Origin of the sequence: Methylibium sp. Pch-M, from assembly GCF_004136295.1 — a bacterium.
GTDB classification, from domain to species: domain Bacteria; phylum Pseudomonadota; class Gammaproteobacteria; order Burkholderiales; family Burkholderiaceae_C; genus Methylibium; species Methylibium petroleiphilum.
In genome coordinates, this window is the sequence record NZ_CP029606.1 from 3,439,005 (window position 1) to 3,458,035 (window position 19,031).

At 69.1% G+C, this 19,031-nt stretch carries 17 protein-coding genes and 1 other RNA gene; 14 read left to right on the plus strand and 4 right to left on the minus strand.

What is annotated here, in order from left to right; all coding sequences use genetic code 11:
* Window positions 1-69 precede the first annotated feature (69 nt).
* The 4 genes from ubiG to ssrA all read left to right on the plus strand — a co-directional run bounded on the left by ubiG (window position 70) and on the right by ssrA (window position 5,749).
* Window positions 70-786 carry a bifunctional 2-polyprenyl-6-hydroxyphenol methylase/3-demethylubiquinol 3-O-methyltransferase UbiG gene (gene ubiG, locus C1M51_RS16575; protein WP_129452239.1) on the plus strand — a complete coding sequence of 239 codons (717 nt, stop codon included), beginning with the start codon at window positions 70-72 and terminating at the stop codon, window positions 784-786.
* Complete coding sequence (locus C1M51_RS16580; RefSeq protein WP_129451515.1) at window positions 783-1,454, plus strand: HAD-IA family hydrolase; 672 nt, start codon at window positions 783-785, stop codon at window positions 1,452-1,454. The genes ubiG and C1M51_RS16580 overlap by 4 nt, the downstream gene beginning before the upstream one ends.
* Before the next feature lie 137 nt (window positions 1,455-1,591).
* Window positions 1,592-5,311 carry a DUF748 domain-containing protein gene (locus C1M51_RS16585; protein WP_165349708.1) on the plus strand — a complete coding sequence of 1,240 codons (3,720 nt, stop codon included), beginning with the start codon at window positions 1,592-1,594 and terminating at the stop codon, window positions 5,309-5,311.
* A 66-nt stretch (window positions 5,312-5,377) separates the two neighbouring features.
* Window positions 5,378-5,749, plus strand: a transfer-messenger RNA (tmRNA) gene (gene ssrA, locus C1M51_RS16590).
* A 76-nt stretch (window positions 5,750-5,825) separates the two neighbouring features.
* On the opposite strand, the gene C1M51_RS16595 is transcribed toward ssrA, so the two are convergent.
* Window positions 5,826-6,512, minus strand: coding sequence for a transglutaminase-like cysteine peptidase (locus C1M51_RS16595; protein WP_165349709.1), 687 nt, complete (start codon window positions 6,510-6,512; stop codon window positions 5,826-5,828).
* Between the two features lie 295 nt (window positions 6,513-6,807).
* Window positions 6,808-7,251: a DUF995 domain-containing protein gene (locus C1M51_RS16600; RefSeq protein WP_129451521.1), complete on the minus strand. Its 444-nt coding sequence runs from the start codon at window positions 7,249-7,251 to the stop codon at window positions 6,808-6,810.
* Between the two features lie 188 nt (window positions 7,252-7,439).
* Here C1M51_RS16600 and C1M51_RS16605 point away from each other — a divergent pair, with 188 nt between their 5' ends.
* The 6 genes from C1M51_RS16605 (at window position 7,440) to C1M51_RS16630 (ending at window position 13,921) form a co-directional block, all read left to right on the plus strand.
* Entirely contained in the window at window positions 7,440-7,661 is a 222-nt protein-coding gene (locus C1M51_RS16605) for a hypothetical protein (protein WP_165349710.1), read from the plus strand.
* A gap of 370 nt (window positions 7,662-8,031) precedes the next feature.
* Window positions 8,032-9,555, plus strand: a complete 1,524-nt coding sequence (locus tag C1M51_RS16610) for an acyl--CoA ligase (RefSeq protein WP_129451525.1) — start codon at window positions 8,032-8,034, stop codon at window positions 9,553-9,555.
* A gap of 165 nt (window positions 9,556-9,720) precedes the next feature.
* Window positions 9,721-10,731 carry a tripartite tricarboxylate transporter substrate binding protein gene (locus tag C1M51_RS16615; RefSeq protein ID WP_129451527.1) on the plus strand — a complete coding sequence of 337 codons (1,011 nt, stop codon included), beginning with the start codon at window positions 9,721-9,723 and terminating at the stop codon, window positions 10,729-10,731.
* Window positions 10,732-10,867: 136 nt separating this feature from the next.
* Window positions 10,868-11,368 (plus strand): tripartite tricarboxylate transporter TctB family protein, encoded by a 501-nt coding sequence (locus C1M51_RS16620; RefSeq protein ID WP_129451529.1) that lies wholly within the window; start codon window positions 10,868-10,870, stop codon window positions 11,366-11,368.
* Between the two features lie 31 nt (window positions 11,369-11,399).
* The gene (locus tag C1M51_RS16625; RefSeq protein WP_129451531.1) at window positions 11,400-12,914 is read left to right on the plus strand and encodes a tripartite tricarboxylate transporter permease; all 1,515 of its coding nucleotides are present in this window, start codon (window positions 11,400-11,402) and stop codon (window positions 12,912-12,914) included.
* A complete protein-coding gene (locus tag C1M51_RS16630) occupies window positions 12,911-13,921 on the plus strand; it encodes a 2-dehydropantoate 2-reductase (protein WP_129451533.1) in 1,011 nt (336 codons plus the stop codon). Before C1M51_RS16625 ends, C1M51_RS16630 begins: the two co-directional genes overlap by 4 nt.
* 6 nt (window positions 13,922-13,927) lie before the next feature.
* Here the strand turns inward: C1M51_RS16630 and C1M51_RS16635 are convergent, their stop codons facing one another.
* Both C1M51_RS16635 and C1M51_RS16640 read right to left on the minus strand, forming a co-directional pair.
* On the minus strand, window positions 13,928-14,692 hold the full coding sequence (locus tag C1M51_RS16635; RefSeq protein ID WP_129451535.1) for a fumarylacetoacetate hydrolase family protein: 765 nt from the start codon (window positions 14,690-14,692) through the stop codon (window positions 13,928-13,930).
* A gap of 10 nt (window positions 14,693-14,702) precedes the next feature.
* Entirely contained in the window at window positions 14,703-15,833 is a 1,131-nt protein-coding gene (locus tag C1M51_RS16640; protein WP_129451537.1) for a substrate-binding domain-containing protein, read from the minus strand.
* Between the two features lie 94 nt (window positions 15,834-15,927).
* Between C1M51_RS16640 and C1M51_RS16645 the strand changes: the two genes are divergently transcribed.
* From C1M51_RS16645 to C1M51_RS16660, 4 genes are read left to right on the plus strand one after another with little or no spacing between them, the layout of a single operon-like run.
* Window positions 15,928-16,686 (plus strand): ABC transporter permease, encoded by a 759-nt coding sequence (locus C1M51_RS16645; RefSeq protein ID WP_011829816.1) that lies wholly within the window; start codon window positions 15,928-15,930, stop codon window positions 16,684-16,686.
* Window positions 16,679-17,395: a phosphate ABC transporter ATP-binding protein gene (locus tag C1M51_RS16650; RefSeq protein ID WP_129451539.1), complete on the plus strand. Its 717-nt coding sequence runs from the start codon at window positions 16,679-16,681 to the stop codon at window positions 17,393-17,395. The genes C1M51_RS16645 and C1M51_RS16650 overlap by 8 nt, the downstream gene beginning before the upstream one ends.
* 35 nt (window positions 17,396-17,430) lie before the next feature.
* Window positions 17,431-18,225: an extracellular solute-binding protein gene (locus tag C1M51_RS16655; RefSeq protein WP_242500059.1), complete on the plus strand. Its 795-nt coding sequence runs from the start codon at window positions 17,431-17,433 to the stop codon at window positions 18,223-18,225.
* The gene (locus tag C1M51_RS16660; protein ID WP_129451543.1) at window positions 18,222-18,968 is read left to right on the plus strand and encodes a substrate-binding domain-containing protein; all 747 of its coding nucleotides are present in this window, start codon (window positions 18,222-18,224) and stop codon (window positions 18,966-18,968) included. Before C1M51_RS16655 ends, C1M51_RS16660 begins: the two co-directional genes overlap by 4 nt.
* Window positions 18,969-19,031 lie beyond the last annotated feature (63 nt).

Sequence of the window (19,031 nt, forward strand, 5' to 3'; positions counted from 1 at the left end):
TGAAACCCCGCCTCGGCGGGGTTTTTTGTTTCTCGCCCCATGTCCTGCGCCTACCATCTCCCCATGACGATGAACGATGCCCCGGCGATGAACGCCGATCCCCAGGAGCTCGCGAAGTTCGGCGACCTGGCCCACCGCTGGTGGGACCCGGAGAGCGAGTTCCGGCCGCTGCACCAGATCAACCCGCTGCGGCTCGAGTGGCTCGCCAGGCTGGCCGGTGGTCTCCAGGGCAAGCGCGTGCTCGATGTCGGTTGCGGCGGAGGCATCCTGTCCGACGCGATGGCGCGCCAGGGCGCCGAGGTGCTGGGGATCGACCTGTCGAGCAAGGCGCTGAAGGTGGCGCAGTTGCACGCACTGGAGGCGGCCACGCCGTCGGTGCAGTACCGCGAGATCGCCGCCGAGGCGCTGGCCGCCGAGCAGCCGGGCCGCTACGACGTCGTCACTTGCATGGAGATGCTCGAGCACGTGCCCGACCCTTCGTCGATCGTGCGGGCCTGTGCTGCGCTGGTGCGGCCTGGGGGGCATGTGTTCTTCTCGACGCTCAACCGCAATCCCAAGTCCTTCCTGTTCGCGATCGTCGGCGCGGAGTACCTGCTCAAGCTGCTGCCGCGTGGCACGCACGAGTACGCGCGCTTCATCCGCCCGAGCGAACTGGCACGCTGGTGTCGCGAAGCCGATCTCGACGTGAGCGCGACCCGCGGCATGGAATACAACCCGGTCACGCGCCGCTACAGGCTCAGCGCCGACACCAGCGTGAACTATCTGTTCGGCTGCCGTAAAGCATGAGTGCGCGCTTCAGCGTGCGCGCCGTGCTGTTCGACCTCGATGGCACGCTCGCCGACACCGCACCCGACCTCGGCGGGGCCCTGAACCGACTGCGCGAACGGCGCGGGCTGCCCGCGCTGCCGATATCGCAGTTGCGTCCGGTCGCGTCGGCCGGCGCACGCGGCATGCTGGGCGCCGGACTCGGCATGCATCCCGGCGACGACGACTACGAAACGGCGCGCGTCGAGTTCCTGTCGGAGTACGAGGCCGCGCTCGACTGCGACACCCGGCTGTTCGAGGGGGTGGCCGGGTGCCTTGCATCGCTTGCGCAGCGCGGCCTGTCCTGGGGCATCGTGACGAACAAGGCGACCCGCTTCACAGGTCCGGTGGTGGCGGGCTTGGGGCTCGATCGCCTGACCTCGGTGGTGATCTCGGGTGACACCACCCCGCATGCCAAACCGCATCCGGCGCCGCTGTTCGAAGCCTGCCGGCGGCTCGGGGTTGCGCCGCACGAGGCCGTGTACGTGGGCGATGACCTGCGCGACATGGAGGCGGCGCGCGCCGCCGGCATGCCCGCCATCGCTGCGGCCTACGGTTACCTCGGAGCGACGCCGGATCTCGATGCCTGGGGCGCCGACGCGGTGATCGCAACGCCGCTCGACCTGCTGCCACTGCTTGCGCCCCTTTGAGTGAAAGCGTGGCGTTGACCCGCGAGGGCACGCGCGAGCACACTGCCACGGCCGTCCCGACCGTCCCGTCTGCGTCAGCGATGACTTCCTCCCGCACACGATCGCCAGCTCCGTTCCCTTCTCGGCAGGGTGGCGCCGTGCCGCGCGCCCTGTTGTGGACCGCGGGCGGCGTGGCGAGCTTCGCTCTGCTGTGGACGCTGCTGATCGGCGCCTGGTTGCCGGGCTTCCTGAAACCACGCATCGAGGCAGCGGCCAGCGAGGCGCTCGGCGCCCCACTGGCTCTGGATCGCATCGAACTGGCGCCATGGAGGCTGGAGGCGGTGATCGCAGGTCTGAGGCTCGGGCCGGGCGAGGCGCCGTGGCTGCGCGTCGCCGAGCTGCGCGCCGACCTGTCCATCGAGTCGTTGTGGCGGCTCGCACCGGTGCTCGAACGCGTGCTGGTGCGCGAGCCGCAGGTCGAGCTGGAGCGTCAGGCGATCGGGCGCTACAACATCACGCCGATGCTCGAAGCCTTGGCGAAGCAGCCGCCGGCACCGCCCGATGCCAAGCCGGCGCGCTTCGCGCTGAACAACATCCGTCTCGAAGGCGGGCGCATCCACATCGTCGACCGCGTGTCGCGCAGCGAGCACCACGTGGAGGGGCTGCAGATCGGCGTTCCCTTCGTCTCGAATCTGCCTTCTCAGGTGACGATCGATGTCGAACCGCTGCTCGACGCCCGGGTCAACGGCAGCCACCTGCAGCTGCAGGGCAAGACCCAGCCGTTCGCCGAGGGGCGCCGCTCACACGTCGACGTGAGCTGGCAGCAGCTCGACGTGCCGCGCTGGGTGGAGGCGTTTGCGCCACTGCTGCCGCAGGCGTTGCCGATCGATGTCCTGCGCGGGCAGCTCGACCTGCAGCTCGCGATCGGCTTCGAGCAGCGGCCCGCACCGGCGGCGCCCCTGTTGCGGATCGCTGGCGGCGCCACGCTGTCCCAGATGCAGGCGGTGGTTCCGGCGCAGGGCGCGCGGGTCGCGGTGGAACGTCTGGCGATCGAGGGGCTGGACCTGCAGCCGCTCGAGCGCAAGGCCATCGTGGGCGCGATCCGGCTGCAGGCGCCGCAGCTCGAGGTCGACCTGCCGCGCCTCGCGGCCGCGGCACCGGCACCCACCGGCAAGGACCGCCTGGTGCTGTCCGATGCGCCGGACTCGGCCGCGTCGGCCGCCAGCGCAGCGGGCGGGGCCGCCTCGGCGCCCGCCGCGGCTGGCGATGCCGACGGCTGGCAATGGCGGGTGGACACGCTCGAGCTGGCTGAAGGCCGCGTGTTGCTCACCGAGCCGGCCTGGCCGCAGGGCCAGGCGCTGACGCCCATCACGCTGGCGGTCGGCGGACTTGACGCCCGCCCCGATGCACCGCCCGCCACGCTGGCACTTTCGCTGGTCGACGCGCAGGGTGCCAAAGTCCAGGTCGATGGCACGCTGTCGGTCGCGGCCCGCAGCGCCCGGCTGAAAGCCGACGTGGCCGGCTTCAAGCCCACCGCTTGGCTCGCGCCGTGGCAGACGCTGCTTCCAGTGCGCGTGCTGGGGGCCGATGTGGCGCTGCAGGCGCACGCCGAGGTCGGCCCGGCGAGCTGGTCCGTCAGCGAAGGCGCCCTGCAGCTCACGGGACTGGAACTGCAGCCGGTCGGTGCCGCGGTGCCTCCGCCGCCGTCGGCGCGCAAGGCAGCTGGCAAGCTCGCCAAGCCAGACACGGCGACGGACCGGCTGCGCCTGTCCCGGCTCGACGTGAACGGGCTGCAGGTCGGTGCCGGCGCTGCCGAGCCGATCGTGGCCCGCATTGCCGCCGTGAAGCTGGAGGGCTTGGACCTCGAGGCGGCTCGCAACGAGCGGGGCGTGATCGGCTGGCAGCCGCCGCCCGCCGAGCCGGCGGTCTCGGCGCCGGCTGCCGCGCAGGAACGGTCGGCCCCGCCGCCGCGCTGGCAGGTCGGTGAACTGAGTTGCAGCAACTGCCGCGTCACTCTCAGCGATCGCAGCGTCAAGCCGGTCGCGGTCTTCGGCATCACGCGCACCGATCTCAAGCTGCGCCAGCTCGACAGCGACCTGACCAAGCCGCTGAACTTCGAGTTGGCCACGGCCCTGCAGCACGGTGGCCGGCTGCGTGCCAGCGGCACCGCGCGACCGCAGCCGCTGGCGCTGCGCAGCAAGATCGACCTCGAGTCCCTCGACCTGCGTGCACTTCAGCCGTATGTCGAGGCGCAGTTGAACGTCGCGCTGGTGTCGGCGAAGGTCAGCGCGCAAGGCGAAATGCAGGTCGACGGGACGGCGCAGGAGACCGTGTCGCTGGCGCGCTGGCGCGGCCGGCTGGCGCTGCGGGAACTGCGCCTGCTCGACCAGATCAACCAGGCCGAGTTCGTGCGCTTCAAGGGCCTGCAGCTCGATGCGGCCGATGTCGGATGGCGGCCCGCCGCGGTCCAGGCCGATCTGGGCAACGTCACGCTCGACGACTTCTACGGCAGGGTGATCGTCAACGCAGATGGCCGCATCAACCTGTCCGAGATCGTCAAGCGCCCAGGCGACGCCACCCCGCGCTCGCTGACCACCGAGACCGCGTCCGGTGCCGCACCCGCCGCACCACCTGAACCGGCGCCGCCTGCCGCTGCGGCATCCGCTCCCGTGGTGGCCGACGCAGCGCCGGCCGCGCCGCCACCGCAGCTGCGCTGGCGCGAGATCCGCCTGGCGGGCGGCACGGTCGACTTCACCGACAACTTCATCCGCCCCAACTACTCGGCCAAGCTCACCGACATCGGCGGCGAGGTGTCGGCGCTGGCCTGGGACAGCCCGCAACCGGCCACCGTGAAGATCTCCGGCAAGGTCGACGGCGCCGCGCCGCTGGAGATCGGCGGCACCATGCACCCGCTGGGTCCGCGCTTGGCCACCGACATCACGGCCAGCGCGCGTGGCATCGACATCACCCGCCTCACCGCCTACTCCGGCCGCTATGCCGGCTACGGCATCGAGAAGGGCACCCTGTCGGTCAAGGTCCACTACAAGATCGAGAACGGCAAGCTCGAGGCCGAGAACAACGTCTATCTCGACCAGCTCACCTTCGGCGACAAGATCGACAGCCCCGACGCGCTGAAGCTGCCGGTGCTGCTGGCCGTCTCGCTGCTGAAGGACCGCAACGGTGTGATCGACATCGACCTGCCGATCAGTGGCAGCCTCGACGATCCCCAGTTCTCGGTCGGTCGCATCGTCGTGCGGGTCATCGTCAACCTGATCACCAAGGCCATCACCGCGCCGTTCTCGCTGCTCGCCAGCGCCTTCGGCGGTGGAGGGCAGGAGCTGGGCTATGTGGAGTTCGCCCCTGGCTCCACCGAACTCAGCGACGCCAGCCGCCAACGCCTGGACACGCTGGTCAAGGCGCTGACCGACCGGCCGGCCCTCAAGCTCGAAGCCACCGGCCGCGCTGACCCGGCGGTCGACGAGGCCGCGCTCCGCGCCCAGTACGTCGACCGCCTGCTGCGCATGGCCAAGGCCAAATCCTCCGGCGAGCTGGCCGAGAGCGTGAAGATCGAGCCCGACGAACGGGGCCGCTGGCTCGAGGCCGCCTACAAGGCGTCCGACCTGAAGACCAAGCCCCGCAACGCCATCGGCCTGGCCAAGAGCCTGCCGCCGGCCGAGATGGAAGCCCTGCTGCTGGCCAGCGCACCGGCCGGCGAGGCGGCGTTGAAGGCCCTGGCCGACCAGCGCGGTGACCGCGTCAAGGCCTACCTGACCGGGAAGGTGCCGCCCGAGAGGGTGCTGCTGACGGCCTCGAGGCTCGGCACCGAAGGGATCGACGACAAGGGCGCGACCGCCCGGGTCGCCTTCGGCCTGAAATGATGTCGGCAGGGTTGGCGCGCGGCCCTTGAATCGGCCCGCCGACCCTCCACCTACAATGCACGCACAGGGGCCGACCTGGTTTCGACGTGGGTGCGGAATCGGAGTGGTGCATGCCGAGCATCAGTGAGCTCGTAAATCCAGCTGAAACAAACCAACTGCGAACGACGAACGTTTCGCCCTCGCCGCTTAAACACCGGTGAGCGTCTCAACGGCAGGCCGATGGGCCGGGCCCAAGCCGCAAGGTGGAAGGCTGAGACGTCATGCACATCGGCTGGTTGCTCGTCGGGTCACTCGGCGTTCAACGAGACTCAGTGACTGGCGTTGTCCGTAGCGTGCTTCTGCGCGACGGCGGCGTGAGACTCAAATCAGACAGCTAAGCATGTAGATCTACCTGAGGATGGCTTGCGGACGGGGGTTCGATTCCCCCCGGCTCCACCAAATTGAACGGCCCGTGCCAGTGAAAGACCACTGGGACGGGCCGCTTCTTTTCGATCAGCCGCTTTTCGCTCTGCAGTCAGTGCAACTGTTGCCCCGTGCGCGCCAGCGTCGTGCGCCACGGCCGGATCGTGCGCCGCTCCGGCGACATGGGCACCGCATCGATCCGCTGCCAGACGGTCGATTGGTCGAAACTGAAAATGGGGTGGAGGTCGTCGCGGCGTGACAGTGCGATGAGCAGCGGGTTGATGGAGTCCATGACGAGCGGATCGACGAGCGGCCACCGCGCAAGCGCCACCATGTGAGGCACCGGCGCTGCCTGGAGGTCGATCCGGCGGAAGTGCGCGTACAGCAGCCGAACGCCGTGCTGGGGGTAGCCGCTCGCCAGAAGCAGGAAGAACTTCGTGATCGCGAAGTCTTCGCAGTCGCCCGCGCCGCGGGCCAGGGTTTCGCAGGGGGTCGACCACACGTCCGCGCCGGGCACCGACTCCGGGTCGGCCGCATACTCGATCCGCTGATTGACCTCGACGTTGATGAATGCAATGCGTCGGTCGAAATCCAGCGCACGTGCCGCAAGCACCAAGGCCTCGAATTCGCGCCTTGCCCGCGTCAGGCCGGCCTCCAGGGGCTCTTGTTCCAGGGGCTCGGCGGTGATCCGGAAGGTGGATGCGCACAGACATGTCGCCATGCAATGTCTGACGAAGGCGCGCCGACCACAGCGACAGGCGCCGGGCTTTGCAGCAGACGGAACAAGACAGGCATCCATGGCGGCCCTCCCTGTCGCCGACGCGTCGAGTCGCGGGCGAGACCGCCGAGACGCGTGCATCGGGAGCCGTCAGTGTCTGCTTCCCGCGTCGTCGCGTCACCTGTCAGATCTTGCTAGGCGCAAACCCGCGCCTTCCGTCGACCTCCGGGAGCCGGACCCCGATCCTGCCCAGGGCTCGACATCTGTCACCTCGGCCAGCGTTCATGAGGTCCGTCTTGCGTTGTCGAAGCTGTGAGTGGAGCGTCCTGGTGTCGACGCAGCGGGGCGACTTCGAGGCGGCTGTCAGACTGGGTTGCTAGCGCTTGATCGAGAGCTTGTGGACCCGTTCCGTGCCGGTCTTGTCGGACTTCGTTGCGTAGTAGTCCTCGCCTGAGCGCACGATGTAGCGGCACCACTCCTCGGTCTCGATCGTCTTCCACTCGATCAGCACACAGTAGCGGCCGTCGTCGGAGATGCTCCATTTGCCGGCTGCCGTCGAGGCGACCGCGCCGCGGTCGCGGTTGTCCGACGAGATGATGAAGCTGCCGCCACTCTCGTTCTTCCAGATGTGGGTGTTGCCCTTGGCGGAAATGCGGCTCATGTTGGCGCCGGGCAGCAGTTGCACGAGTTCCTCGCGGGTCAGCGTGGTCCGGCCGGTGGCGTCCAGATCCCGCAGCACCTTGGCCTCCGCAACTTGTGCAAAGGCCGTCGAGCAGGCGAGCGGCGACAGGCAGAGGGTGTAGCGCGCAAGGTGCTTCATGGGTCTCTCCGGGACCGGACCTGCCGGCCGTGGGTTGGGGCTGCGATGGCAGGCACGCTAGCGGGGCGCGCCGACAAACGCAAGCCTTCGCGTGGCACGCGACCACGGGCGCGTTGCGGGGCAGTTGGGCAATACTTCGGCACGCTCAATCAATCTCCACACGCGACGCCATGGCCGCTGAGACCCCCGTGAACTTGCAGGACATCCTGCAGGCCTTCGAGGCCTGGGAGGCGGTGGCCGCCGAGTACAAACGCCTGCTCCAGACAACCGCCTCGCTCGGCGCCGACATGAACTGGACCGTCATGTCCGAACTGATCGACCGCATGAGCGACGCGCGCGAGCACTGGCTCGACATGAGCCAGCGCTACTGCGACGAGATGGCGCAGCTCAAGGTCGGCGGCATCAAGTAGGCGAGAGGGCGCGGCGCCGACGCCTATCGGTCGCCACCGGCGCATTTGTGTTCGCGCTTGCCGATTGCGTTGCGCCCCTGCGGTTGTGCAGGATTGGTCGATTCGCCGTCATGGGGTATAAATCTTTTCAGAACGGTCTGACACGACAGTTCATGTTCTTCGTTGCAGATTGCCCGAGCACCCCTCGGTTCAAGCTCTGCTGAACACGCGCGTCGTGATCTGCGACGCAGGCGACGTGACCCACCCGCGGTCTGCGCCCCGACGCCCCTGCATGGGGCGCGCCCGGATGTGCCGGCGCGATGGCCTCCGTACATTTGTCTCCAGCTCCCGACGATCCGCGGCCGCAGGCCGCCTCAACATTCAGAGACCGATGCAAACCTCGCTGAAAGACCTGCTTGCCCACGGCGCCGATGCTGCCCCCGCGATCTCCGCGCCGGGCCGCACTGCGCTGTCCTACCGTGAATTGCGCGCGCTGGTCGACGCCACGCTGGCGAGCCTGAATGCGCTGGGCGCCGGCCGCAACGACCGCGTCGCGATCGTGCTGAACAACGGCCCCGAGATGGCCACCTGCTACATGGCCTGTGCCTCGGGCACCACCAGCGCGCCGCTGAACCCGGCCTACCGCGCCGACGAGTTCGAGTTCTACCTGTCGGACCTGAACGCGAAGCTGCTGATCGTCGAGCAGGGCAGCGCCTCGCCGGCGATCGCCGTGGCGCAGAAGCTCGGCGTGCGGGTCGTCGACCTGATCGTCGAGCCCGGTGCGCCGGCCGGCAGCTTCCGGCTGGCCGCGCGGGACGGTGGCGGCGCCCCCGCAGCCGCGCAGGGCGGTTACGGCGAGGCGGGCGATGTGGGCATGGTGCTGCACACCTCGGGTACCACCTCGCGGCCGAAGATCGTGCCGCTGTCGGTCGGCAACCTCTGCGCGTCGGCGGCCAACATCAGAAAGACGCTGCAGTTCACGGCCGGCGACATCGGCCTGAACATCATGCCGCTGTTCCATATCCACGGCCTGATCGCGGGCGTGCTGGCGCCGCTGTCGGCAGGCTCGCAGGTGTTCTGCACACCCGGCTTCAACGCGCTGAAGTTCTTCGCCTGGATGGACGAGGCCAAGCCCACCTGGTACACGGCGGTGCCGACCATGCACCAGGCGATCGTGCAGCGCGCCAAGGGCAATGCCGACGTGATCGCACGCAACCCGCTGCGCTTCCTGCGTTCGTCGTCGTCGTCGATGCCGCCGCAGGTCATCAAGGAGCTCGAGGAGATCTTCAAGGCGCCCCTGATCGAGGCCTACGGCATGACCGAGGCCACGCACCAGATGGCCTCGAACCCGCTGCCACCGCTGGCGCGCAAGCCCGGTGCGGTGGGCCTGCCGGCCGGGCCGGAGGTCGAGATCATGGGCGAGGACGGCAGCCTGCTCGGTGCCGGCCAGATCGGCGAGATCGTGATCCGCGGCCCCAACGTCACCGCCGGCTACGAGAACAACCCCAAGGCCAATGCCGAAGGTTTCCTGAACGGCTGGTTCCGCACCGGCGACCAGGGCAGCAAGGACGCCGACGGCTACATCAGCCTGACCGGCCGGCTGAAGGAGATCATCAACCGCGGCGGCGAGAAGGTCAGCCCGCGCGAGGTGGACGAGATCCTGATGGACCACCCGGCGGTCGGCCAGTGCGTGTGCTTCGGCATGCCGCACCCGAAGCTGGGCGAGGAGGTGGCCGCGGTCGTGGTGCTCAAGGAGGGTGCCAGCGCCACCGAGCGCGAGATCCAGGACTTCGTCGCCAAGCGCGCCGCCGACTACAAGGTGCCCAAGAAGATCCTGTTCATGGACGAGATCCCGAAGGGTGCCACCGGCAAGCTGCAGCGCATCGGGCTGGCGCAGAAGCTCGGTCTGGGCTGATCGGCTGGCGGCGCCGATTAAAAGATTGCTGAACAGAACCAGAACAAAAGCTGAATTCCTCTTGGGGAAGGAGGCCCTTATCGTGCCGCGGGGCAGTTCAGGGCGGCTCCCCATGACGAGGTTCGAATGATCAATCCGGCGTCCGCCGACCACGAAGGAGACATGATGCAGACAGTCAAGAAGCTCTTCCTGCGCACTGCGCTCGCGACGGCCGCGCTGGCCGGCCTCGGCCACGCGCCGCTGGCGGCCGCGTGGGAGCCCGCCAAGCCGATCGAGTTCGTCGTGCCGGCCGGTACCGGTGGCGGTGCCGACCAGATGGCGCGCTTCATCCAGGGCGTGGCGGCGAAGAACAACCTGACCAAGCAGCCGATCGTCGTGGTCAACCGCTCGGGCGGCGCCGGCGCGGAGGGTTTCCTCGCCGTCAAGGAGGCGAAGGGCGATCCGCACAAGATCATCATCACGTTGTCCAACCTGTTCACCACGCCGCTGGCCACCGGCGTGCCGTTCAACTGGCGCGACCTGACGCCGGTGCAGATGCTGGCGCTCGACCAGTTCGTGCTGTGGGTCAATGAGGAGTCGCCGTACAAGACGGCCAAGGCCTACTTCGACGCGGTGAAGGCCGCGCCGCCCGGCAGCGTGAAGATGGCCGGCACCGGCTCCAAGCAGGAAGACCAGATCATCACCGTGCTGCTGGAGAAGGCCGCCGGCAAGAAGATCACCTACATCCCGTTCAAGGGCGGCGGCGACGTGGCGGTGCAACTGGTCGGCAAGCACGTCGACTCGACCGTCAACAACCCGATCGAGGCCGAGTCGCACTGGCGCGCCGGCAAGCTGCGCGCGCTGTGCGTGTTCGACAAGCAGCCGATGCCCTACAAGACCAAGCTCACGGCCACCCAGTCGTGGGCCGACGTGCCGACCTGCCCGGCCGCCGGGCTGCCGGTCGAGTACGTGATGCTGCGCGGCATCTTCATGCCGCCCGGCGTGTCGCAGGAACAGGTGGACTACTACCTCGATCTCTTCAAGAAGCTGCGCGCGCTGCCCGAATGGCAGGACTTCATGGCCAAGGGGGCCTTCAACCAGACGGCACTCACCGGCTCCGAGTTCTTCGACTGGCTCGGCAAGACCGAGCAGATGCACCGCGTCCTCATGAAGGAAGCGGGCTTCATCGCGCAGTAGGACGACCACCCCCGTTGCGGCTGCGCCGCTCCCCCTCCAGGGGGCGCCGCTGACGGGCCGGCGGAGCCGGCCCGTGGCGGCTGCTCGGTTATTGCGGCGTGGCGCGGCGGTCGGTGCTTTTTTTCTGGGATGAGCTATGGACTCTGAAACTTCGAGCGACGCGATCGGCTCGCGCTGGCCCGAGCTGATCGTCGCCGCGGTGCTGATGGCGCTGGCGGTGCTGGTGATCGTCGACAGCATGCGGGCGGGGATCGGCTGGGCCGACGATGGCCCGCGGTCGGGCTACTTTCCGTTCTACATCGGCCTGCTGTTGCTGGCTTCCAGCGCCACCGTGCTGATCAAGGCGCTGCTGGGCTGGCGTCGCAGCAACGAGGTGTTCGCCGAGCGCGCGCAGATCGGCATGGTGCTCGCGGTGCTGCTGCCGATGGGCGTGTACGTCGGCGGCATCGCCGTGCTCGGCATCTACGTCGCATCGCTGCTGCTGATCGGCTATTTCATGCGTCGTCACGGCAAGTTCGGCTGGGCCCTCACGGCGGCGGTGTCGGTCGGCGTGCCGCTGTTCTTCTTCCTGGTCTTCGAGCGCTGGTTCCTGGTGCCGCTGCCCAAGGGCCCGATCGAGCACTGGCTCGGCCTCTGAGCCGCGCCGCCCACCCCTCTGCTGGAAGATCATGGAAGAAATCGGCAACCTGATGCATGGCTTCAGCGTGGCGCTGACGCTGCCGAACCTGATGTACATGCTGATCGGCATCACGCTGGGCGTGCTGATCGGCGTGCTGCCCGGGCTGGGCGGCGCCAACGGCATCGCGATCCTGCTGCCGCTCACCTTCAGCATGAACCCCACCTCGGCGATCATCATGCTGAGCTGCATCTACTGGGGTGCGCTGTTCGGCGGGGCGATCACCTCGATCCTGTTCAACATTCCCGGCGAGCCGTGGTCGGTGGCGACCACCTTCGACGGCTACCCGATGGCGCAGCAGGGCCGCGCCGCGCAGGCGCTGACGGCGGCCTTCACCTCCAGCTTCGTCGGGGCACTGTTCGCGGTGATCCTGATCACCTTCCTGGCGCCGCTGCTCGCCAAGTTCGCGCTGAAGTTCGGGCCGGCCGAGTTCTTCGCGGTGCAGCTGCTCACCTTCTGCAGCTTCGTCGGCATGAGCAAGGAGCCGCCGGCCAAGGTGATCGCCGCGATGATGCTGGGCTTCGCACTCGCCGCGGTGGGCCTGGACAGCGTGACCGGCACGCTGCGCATGACCTTCGGCGTGAGTGAGCTGCTCAAGGGCTTCGACTTCCTGATCGCGGTGATCGGCCTGTTCGGCATCGGCGAGATCCTGCTGACGATGGAGGAGGGCCTGTCCTTCAAGGGCAAGAACGCCAAGATCAACCCGCGCGTGGTGCTGCAGACCTGGGCCGGGCTGCCGCGCTACTGGCTGACCTTCCTGCGCTCCACCGTGGTGGGCTGCTGGATGGGCATCACGCCGGGCGGTGCGACGCCGGCCTCGTTCATGAGCTACGGCATCGCGCGGCGCAGCTCCAAGGACCCCGCGAGCTTCGGCAAGGGCCAGATCGAGGGCGTGGTGGCGCCGGAGACCGCGGCCCACGCGGCCGGCACCTCGGCGCTGCTGCCGATGCTCACGCTCGGCATCCCGGGCTCGCCGACCGCGGCGGTGCTGCTGGGCGGCCTGCTGATCTGGGGCCTGCAGCCGGGGCCGATGCTGTTCGTCGAACAGAAGGACTTCGTCTGGGGCCTGATCGCCAGCATGTACCTCGGCAACATCGTCGGCCTGCTGGTGGTGCTGACCACGGTGCCGTTCTGGGCCTCGATCCTGCGCATCCCGTTCTCGGTGATCGCGCCGGTGATCATCGTCATCTGCGCGATCGGCGCCTACACCGTGCACAGCTCGATGTTCGACGTGTGGCTGATGCTGGTGTTCGGCGTGGTGGGCTACCTGTTCAAGAAGCTCAAGTACCCGCTGGCGCCGATGGTGCTGGCGCTGGTGCTGGGCGACATGGCCGAGGCGAGCTTCCGCCAGGCGATGCTGCTGTCGCAGGGCAGCCTGGCCATCTTCTGGTCCAATCCGCTGGTCGGCAGCATCGCCGGCCTGGCGATCGTGATGCTGCTGTGGCCGCTGTGGGGCCTTGCCAAGAATCACTACAAGGCCCGGGAACGCAAGGAAGGCATGGCATGAAGATCGCGATCGTCGGTGCAGGTGCGATCGGCGGCTATCTTGGCGCCAAGCTGGCGATCGCTGGCGAGGACGTGACCTTCATCGCCCGCAACCGCAATCTGGAGGCGATCCGCGCCAACGGCTTCCGGCTGCAGCTGGAAGACGGCAGCGAGCAGCACGCGCCGACCGCCAAGGCGGTGCAACGCATGGCCGAGGCCGGCCCGCAGGACGCCGTGCTGCTGACCGTGAAGGCGCACCAGGTGCGCGACCTGCTGCCGGAGCTGCGCGAGCTGTTCGGCCCGCAGACCATGGTCGTCACGATGATCAACGGCGTGCCGTGGTGGTACTTCCACAAGCTCGGCGGTCCCTACGACGGCCAGGCGCTGCGCAGCGTCGACCCGGACGGCCTGCTGGCGCGGCACATCGAGCCCGAGCGCGTGATCGGCAGCGTGGTCTATCCGGCCGCGGAGCTGGTGGCGCCGGGCGTGGTCAAGGTGATCGAGGGCAACCGCTTCACGCTCGGCGAACCCGACGGCTCGCGCAGCCCGCGCATCGAGGCGCTGTCGCAGGCCATGATCCGTGCCGGCTTCAAGAGCCCGGTGTCCAAGGACATCCGCGGCGAGATCTGGGTCAAGCTGTGGGGCAACCTCAGCTTCAACCCGATCAGCGCGCTGACGCACGCGACGCTGCAGGACATCTGCCGCTTTCCGCTGTCGCGCGAGCTCGCCGCGCGCATGATGGGCGAGGCGCAGGCGGTCGGCCAGAAGCTCGGCGTGGAGTTCAAGATCTCGCTCGACAAGCGCATCGCCGGCGCCGAGGCGGTGGGCGCACACAAGACCTCGATGCTGCAGGACGTCGAAAACGGCCGTGCGCTCGAGCTGGAGGCGCTGGTCGGCAGCGTGGTCGAGTTGGGGCGCATCACCGACACGCCCACGCCGACCATCGATGCCATCTACGCTGCGGCCAGCCTGCTCGGCAAGACACTGGGCGACGCTCGCGGCAGGCTGCAGGTGCAGCCGCTGGCCTGATCGGCCTCAGCCGTACGGGTTGGCCAGCACGCCGATCCCGTCGATCTCGACCTCCACCAGGCTGCCGGGCTTCATCGGCATCACGCCGAGCGAGGTGCCGCAGAGGATCACGTCGCCCGGCTCCAGCGTCATGTCGTGCGACAGGCGCGACACCAGTTCCGCCGGCCCGAAGCACATGTCCGACAGCGGATAGTTCTGCCGCTCTCGGCCGCCCACGCGGGTGCGCAGCGTGGCTTGCGCATAGTCGAAGTCGGTCTCGATCAACGGGCCGAACACGCCGAAGCCGTCGAAGCTCTTCGCGCGGGCCCATTGCGGGAAGCTCGGGTCGCGCGCGATCAGCTCCATGGCCGTCACGTCGTTGGCGCAGGTGTAGCCGAAGATGTGCGCAGGCGCATCGGCCGGCGACACGGCGCGCGCCGTCCGGCCGATCACGATCGCCAGTTCGCCCTCGTAGGCGATGCGGCCCACGTCGCCGGCCGGCGGTGCGATGGCCTGGCCGTGCGCGGCGAAGCTGCTGGGCGCCTTCAGGAAGTACAGCGGCTCGGCGGGGCGGGCCCAGCCGTTCTTCTCGGCCAGCGCGGCGAAGTTGTTCCACAGGCCGATCATCTTGCCGGGTGCGCAGGGCGTGAGCCAGGTCAGTCCGGCCAGCGGCAGGCGTTCACCGGTGGGTCGGGGCGTGGTGAACAGGTCGCCGTCATGCACCTGCACGTGATCGCCGTCGAGGCGGCCGAAGCCGTGCCGGTCATCGAGGCGGAATCTCAGCCATTTCATCGTCGTCTCCTCAGCGTTGGCTGCGGTAGCTCCACCACGGCAGCACCTTCGTCAATGCCAGCACCGCGCCGGGCTCGGTGGCGCGGTAGCCGGGCAGGCCGGCCAGCGTGCGGGCCCAGGTCGTGGAGCCCAGCAGGCTCACCAGGCGCTGCACCGCCGGCTGCTCCAGCGTGGATTTCAGCGTCACGAGAAAGTAGCGCTCGCGGGCCAGCGGCACGAAGCCCAGCCCGGCGGCGCGCGCCGCCGCCTCCAGCCCGAAGGCCGCGTCGGCCGCGCCGCTGGCCACGGCCTGCGCGGCGGCGCCGTGCGAAGGCTCGATCAGCGCGAAGGCGTCCGGCATCTTCAGGCCGGCCTGTTCGATCAGTTCCTCCAGCAGCACCCGCGTGCCGGTGCCCTCGGGGCGCCCGACCCAGCGCAGACCGGGCCGCGACAGGTCGTGCAGCGAGCCCACCTTCAGCGGGTTGCCGGGCGCCGTCATCACGCCCTGAACGCGCTGCGCGAAGCCGATCAGCTTGTGGTGGCCGGGTTTCAGCCGCGCGCGGTAGGTGCGCGCGCTGACCGAGCCGCGCGCCACGCCGTCCAGCACGTGGAAGCCGGCGAGCAGGCAGCCGCCGGCGTCGAGCGTGTGCAGCGCGTCGAGGCTGCCGGCGAACTCGATGTCGAGATGCAGTTGTTCCGCCAGCGCCAGTTCGCGCAGCAGCGGCAGCGCCTGGTCGTGGCTGGCGCAGACGCTGAGCACGTCGACGCGGTCGTCGAAGGCATCCGCGAAGGCGCGCTCCAGTTCCATGCGCAGCGACTCGATCTGCGGCGCGAGCCGCGCCTGCGCCCGACGCTCGGCCCACAGCAGCTTGTCGCCGAAGGACGTGAGCACCGCACGCTGGCCCTTGTTCCAGATGATCAGCGAGCGGCCCAGTTCGGCCTCCCAGCGCCGTAGTTCTCCCCACACATGCCGGTAGGAGAACCCCAGCGCCGAGGCCGCGGCCGAGATCGAACCGCCACGGTGCAGCGCGTCGAGCAGTGCGAACAGCGGGTGATGCACCGGCCCGGCGGCGCCGTCGGTCCCGAGCGAATAGGTGAGCTGCACGCGCTGCGGCGAACGGGTGGGCGCAGGCGAGTCGTCGTTGTTGTTGTTGCTATGCATGCTCGTTCATATCGATTTGGCGTCCGTGCATATCTAGCATCGCCACGATTGCAGTGTGCCCCAAGGGCGTACGCCGTCCGGAACGGGCCAGGGAATGAATGCTTTTGTCGAGAGTGTGCGCACGGCCGTGAGCCTGATCGTGCAGGCCGATGCGCAATTGCTGCGCGTCGTGGGTCTGTCGCTCGGGATCAGCGGCACCGCCTGTGCCTTGGCCGCCGCGGTGGGCCTGGCCGGCGGCGCCGCGCTGGCGGTGCTGCGGTTTCCCGGCCGGCGCGGCGTGCTGGTGCTGCTCAACACGCTGCTGGCGCTGCCCTCGGTCGTGGTGGGCCTGGTGGTCTACCTGCTGTTGTCGCGTTCGGGCCCGCTCGGCGCTTGGGGCCTGCTGTTCACGCCGACGGCGATGGTGATCGCGCAGACGGTGCTGGTGGTGCCGGTGGTGGCAGCGCTCACGCGCGAGGCCATCGCCGACAGCTGGAAGCAGCACGGCGAGCAACTGCGCTCGCTGGGGGCGGGCCGCTGGACCAGCGGCGCGCTGCTGCTGTGGGACGAGCGGCTGGCGCTGCTGACGGTGATGCTGGCGGCCTTCGGTCGCGCGATCTCGGAGGTGGGTGCGGTGATGATCGTGGGCGGCAATATCGATGGCCACACGCGCGTGATGACGACCGCCATCGCGCTCGAGACCAGCAAGGGCGACTTGCCGCTGGCGCTCGCATTGGGCATGGTGCTGCTCGGCGTGGTGCTGCTGCTCAATGTGCTGATCGCGCTGGTGCGCGCCTGGAGCACACGCTCGCACGGGACGGCGCAAGGCGGCGCGAGCGACGGCAGCCGGGCTGCAGGAGCGATGCATGGCTGAACAGGCCTTGATCGCCCTGGAGTCGGTGGGCCTGCGCTACGGCACGCTCGAGGCACTGCGCGCGGTGAACCTGCGCATCGTCCCGGGGGAGTGCGTGGCCTTCGTCGGAGCCAACGGCTCGGGCAAGAGCACGCTGCTGCGGGTGTTGCACGGGCTGCTCGCGCCGAGCGCCGGCGTGCGGCAGCAGCGTGCGGTCCTCGACGGCCGGCCGCTGCGCTTCGCGATGCTGTTCCAGCGGCCCTTCCTGTTCCGCCTCTCTGTCCAGGCCAACGTTCGGCTGGGCCTGTGGCTCGGCGGGGTGCGTGGCGAGGCAGCCAAGGCGCGCAGCGCGCAGGCCTTGCAGCGCGTCGGGCTGGCCGCCGAGGCGGCACGTCCGGCACGCGCGCTGTCGGGCGGCCAGCAGCAGCGGCTCGCGCTGGCGCGCGCCTGGGCGCTGCAGCCCGACGTGCTGCTGCTCGACGAGCCGACCGCCAGCCTCGACCCGAGTGCCAAGCGCGAGGTCGAGAACCTGCTCGCCGAGTTCGCGGCGCAGGGCATGACGCTGTTGATGGCGTCGCACAACCTGGGGCAGGTGAAGCGGCTGGCGCAGCGCGTCGTGTACCTGGAGCACGGCCGCGTGCTGGCCGACGTGCCGGCTGCACAGTTTTTCGAGGGGTCGGCACTGCCGCCCGAGGCCAAGTTGTTTCTCAAAGGAGAGTTGCCATGGTGAAGTTCGACAGGCGGGCGCTGCTGCGCCATCTGGGCATGTTCGCGATCGCGGTCGGTGTGGCCGGCGCGGCGGTCGCGCAGGACCAGAGCATCGTGATGGCGTCGACCACGTCGACCGAGCAATCCGGCCTGTTCGCGCACCTGCTGCCGGCGTTCAAGAAGGCCAGCGGCATCGACGTGAAGGTGGTGGCGCTCGGTACCGGCCAGGCGCTGGACATGGGCCGTCGCGGCGATGCCGATGTGCTGTTCGTCCATGACCAGGCGGCCGAGGAGAAGTTCGTCGCCGAAGGCTACGGCCTGAAGCGCCGCCCCGTGATGTACAACGACTTCGTGCTGATCGGCCCGAAAGCCGATCCGGTGGGCGTGAAGGGCGCCGACATCGTGGCTGCGCTGGGCACGCTGGCGAAGAGCCCGTCAAGCTTCGTGTCGCGTGGCGACAAGAGCGGCACGCATGCCGCCGAACTGCGCTACTGGAAGGCCGCCGGCATCGAGGCCCCGAAGGCCACCTACGCCGGCTACCAGGAGTGCGGCTGCGGCATGGGCCCGGCACTCAACATCGCCGCGTCCAGCAACGCCTACGTGCTGGCGGACCGTGGTACCTGGCTGTCGTTCAAGAACCGCGCCGATCTGGCCGTCCTGGTGGAGGGCGACAAGCGCCTGTTCAACCAGTACGGCGTGATCGTCGTCGATCCGGCCAAGCACCCGCACACCAAGACCGCGCTGGCGCAGGCCTTCGCCGACTGGGTGGTCTCGGCCGACGGCCAGGCCACGATCGCCAGCTACCAGATCGGGGGGCAGCAGCTGTTCTTCCCGAACGCCGCGACCAAGTGACCGGACTGGCGGTCTTCGCCGCCGGCAGCCTGCGTGCGCCGTTGAGCGAGATCGGCCGCCGTGCGGAGCGGCGCTGGCCGAGCTTGCGCTTGCGCCTCGTGTTCGGGGCCTCCGGCTTGCTGAGGGATCGCATCGCTGCAGGCGAGGCGGCGCAGGTCTTCGCCTCCGCCAACCTGGGGCACCCGCAGGCACTGGCCGATGCCGCCGGCCGCGGTGCAGTCGTGCGGCGCTTCGCGCGCAACCGCCTGTGCGTGCTGGCGCGACCCGAAGTCGACGTGACCGCTCTCAACGTCCTCGACCGCCTGCTGGACCCGACCGTGCGCGTGGGCACGTCCACGCCGGGCGCCGACCCCTCGGGCGACTACGCCTGGGAATTCTTCCGCCGCATTGCCCGACGCGGTGGCCCCCTGGCCGCGGCCTACGAGACGCTGGACCGCAAGGCGCTGAAGCTCACCGGCGGGCCGACCTCTCCGCCACCGGAGCCCGGTCGCAGCGTCTATGGCTCGCTGCTGACCTCGGGCCAGGCCGACGTGTTCGTCACCTACCGCAGCAATGCTCGGCAGGCGATCCAGGAAGTGCCGGGGCTTCAGCGTATCGACTTGCCGGCAGACGTGGACGTGACGGCCGACTATGGTGTTGTGCTGCTGGACACCGACGACAGCGCTGCGAAGAATTTCGTCGATCTGCTGCTGGCGCCGGAAGGGCAGGCGGTCCTGATGGAGCACGGACTCGCGCCGCGGTAGCGTTGCGTGGTCCGTCCATTCATTCGTGACATCTCCGGCCCATCGAGCAACCGATACCGACCC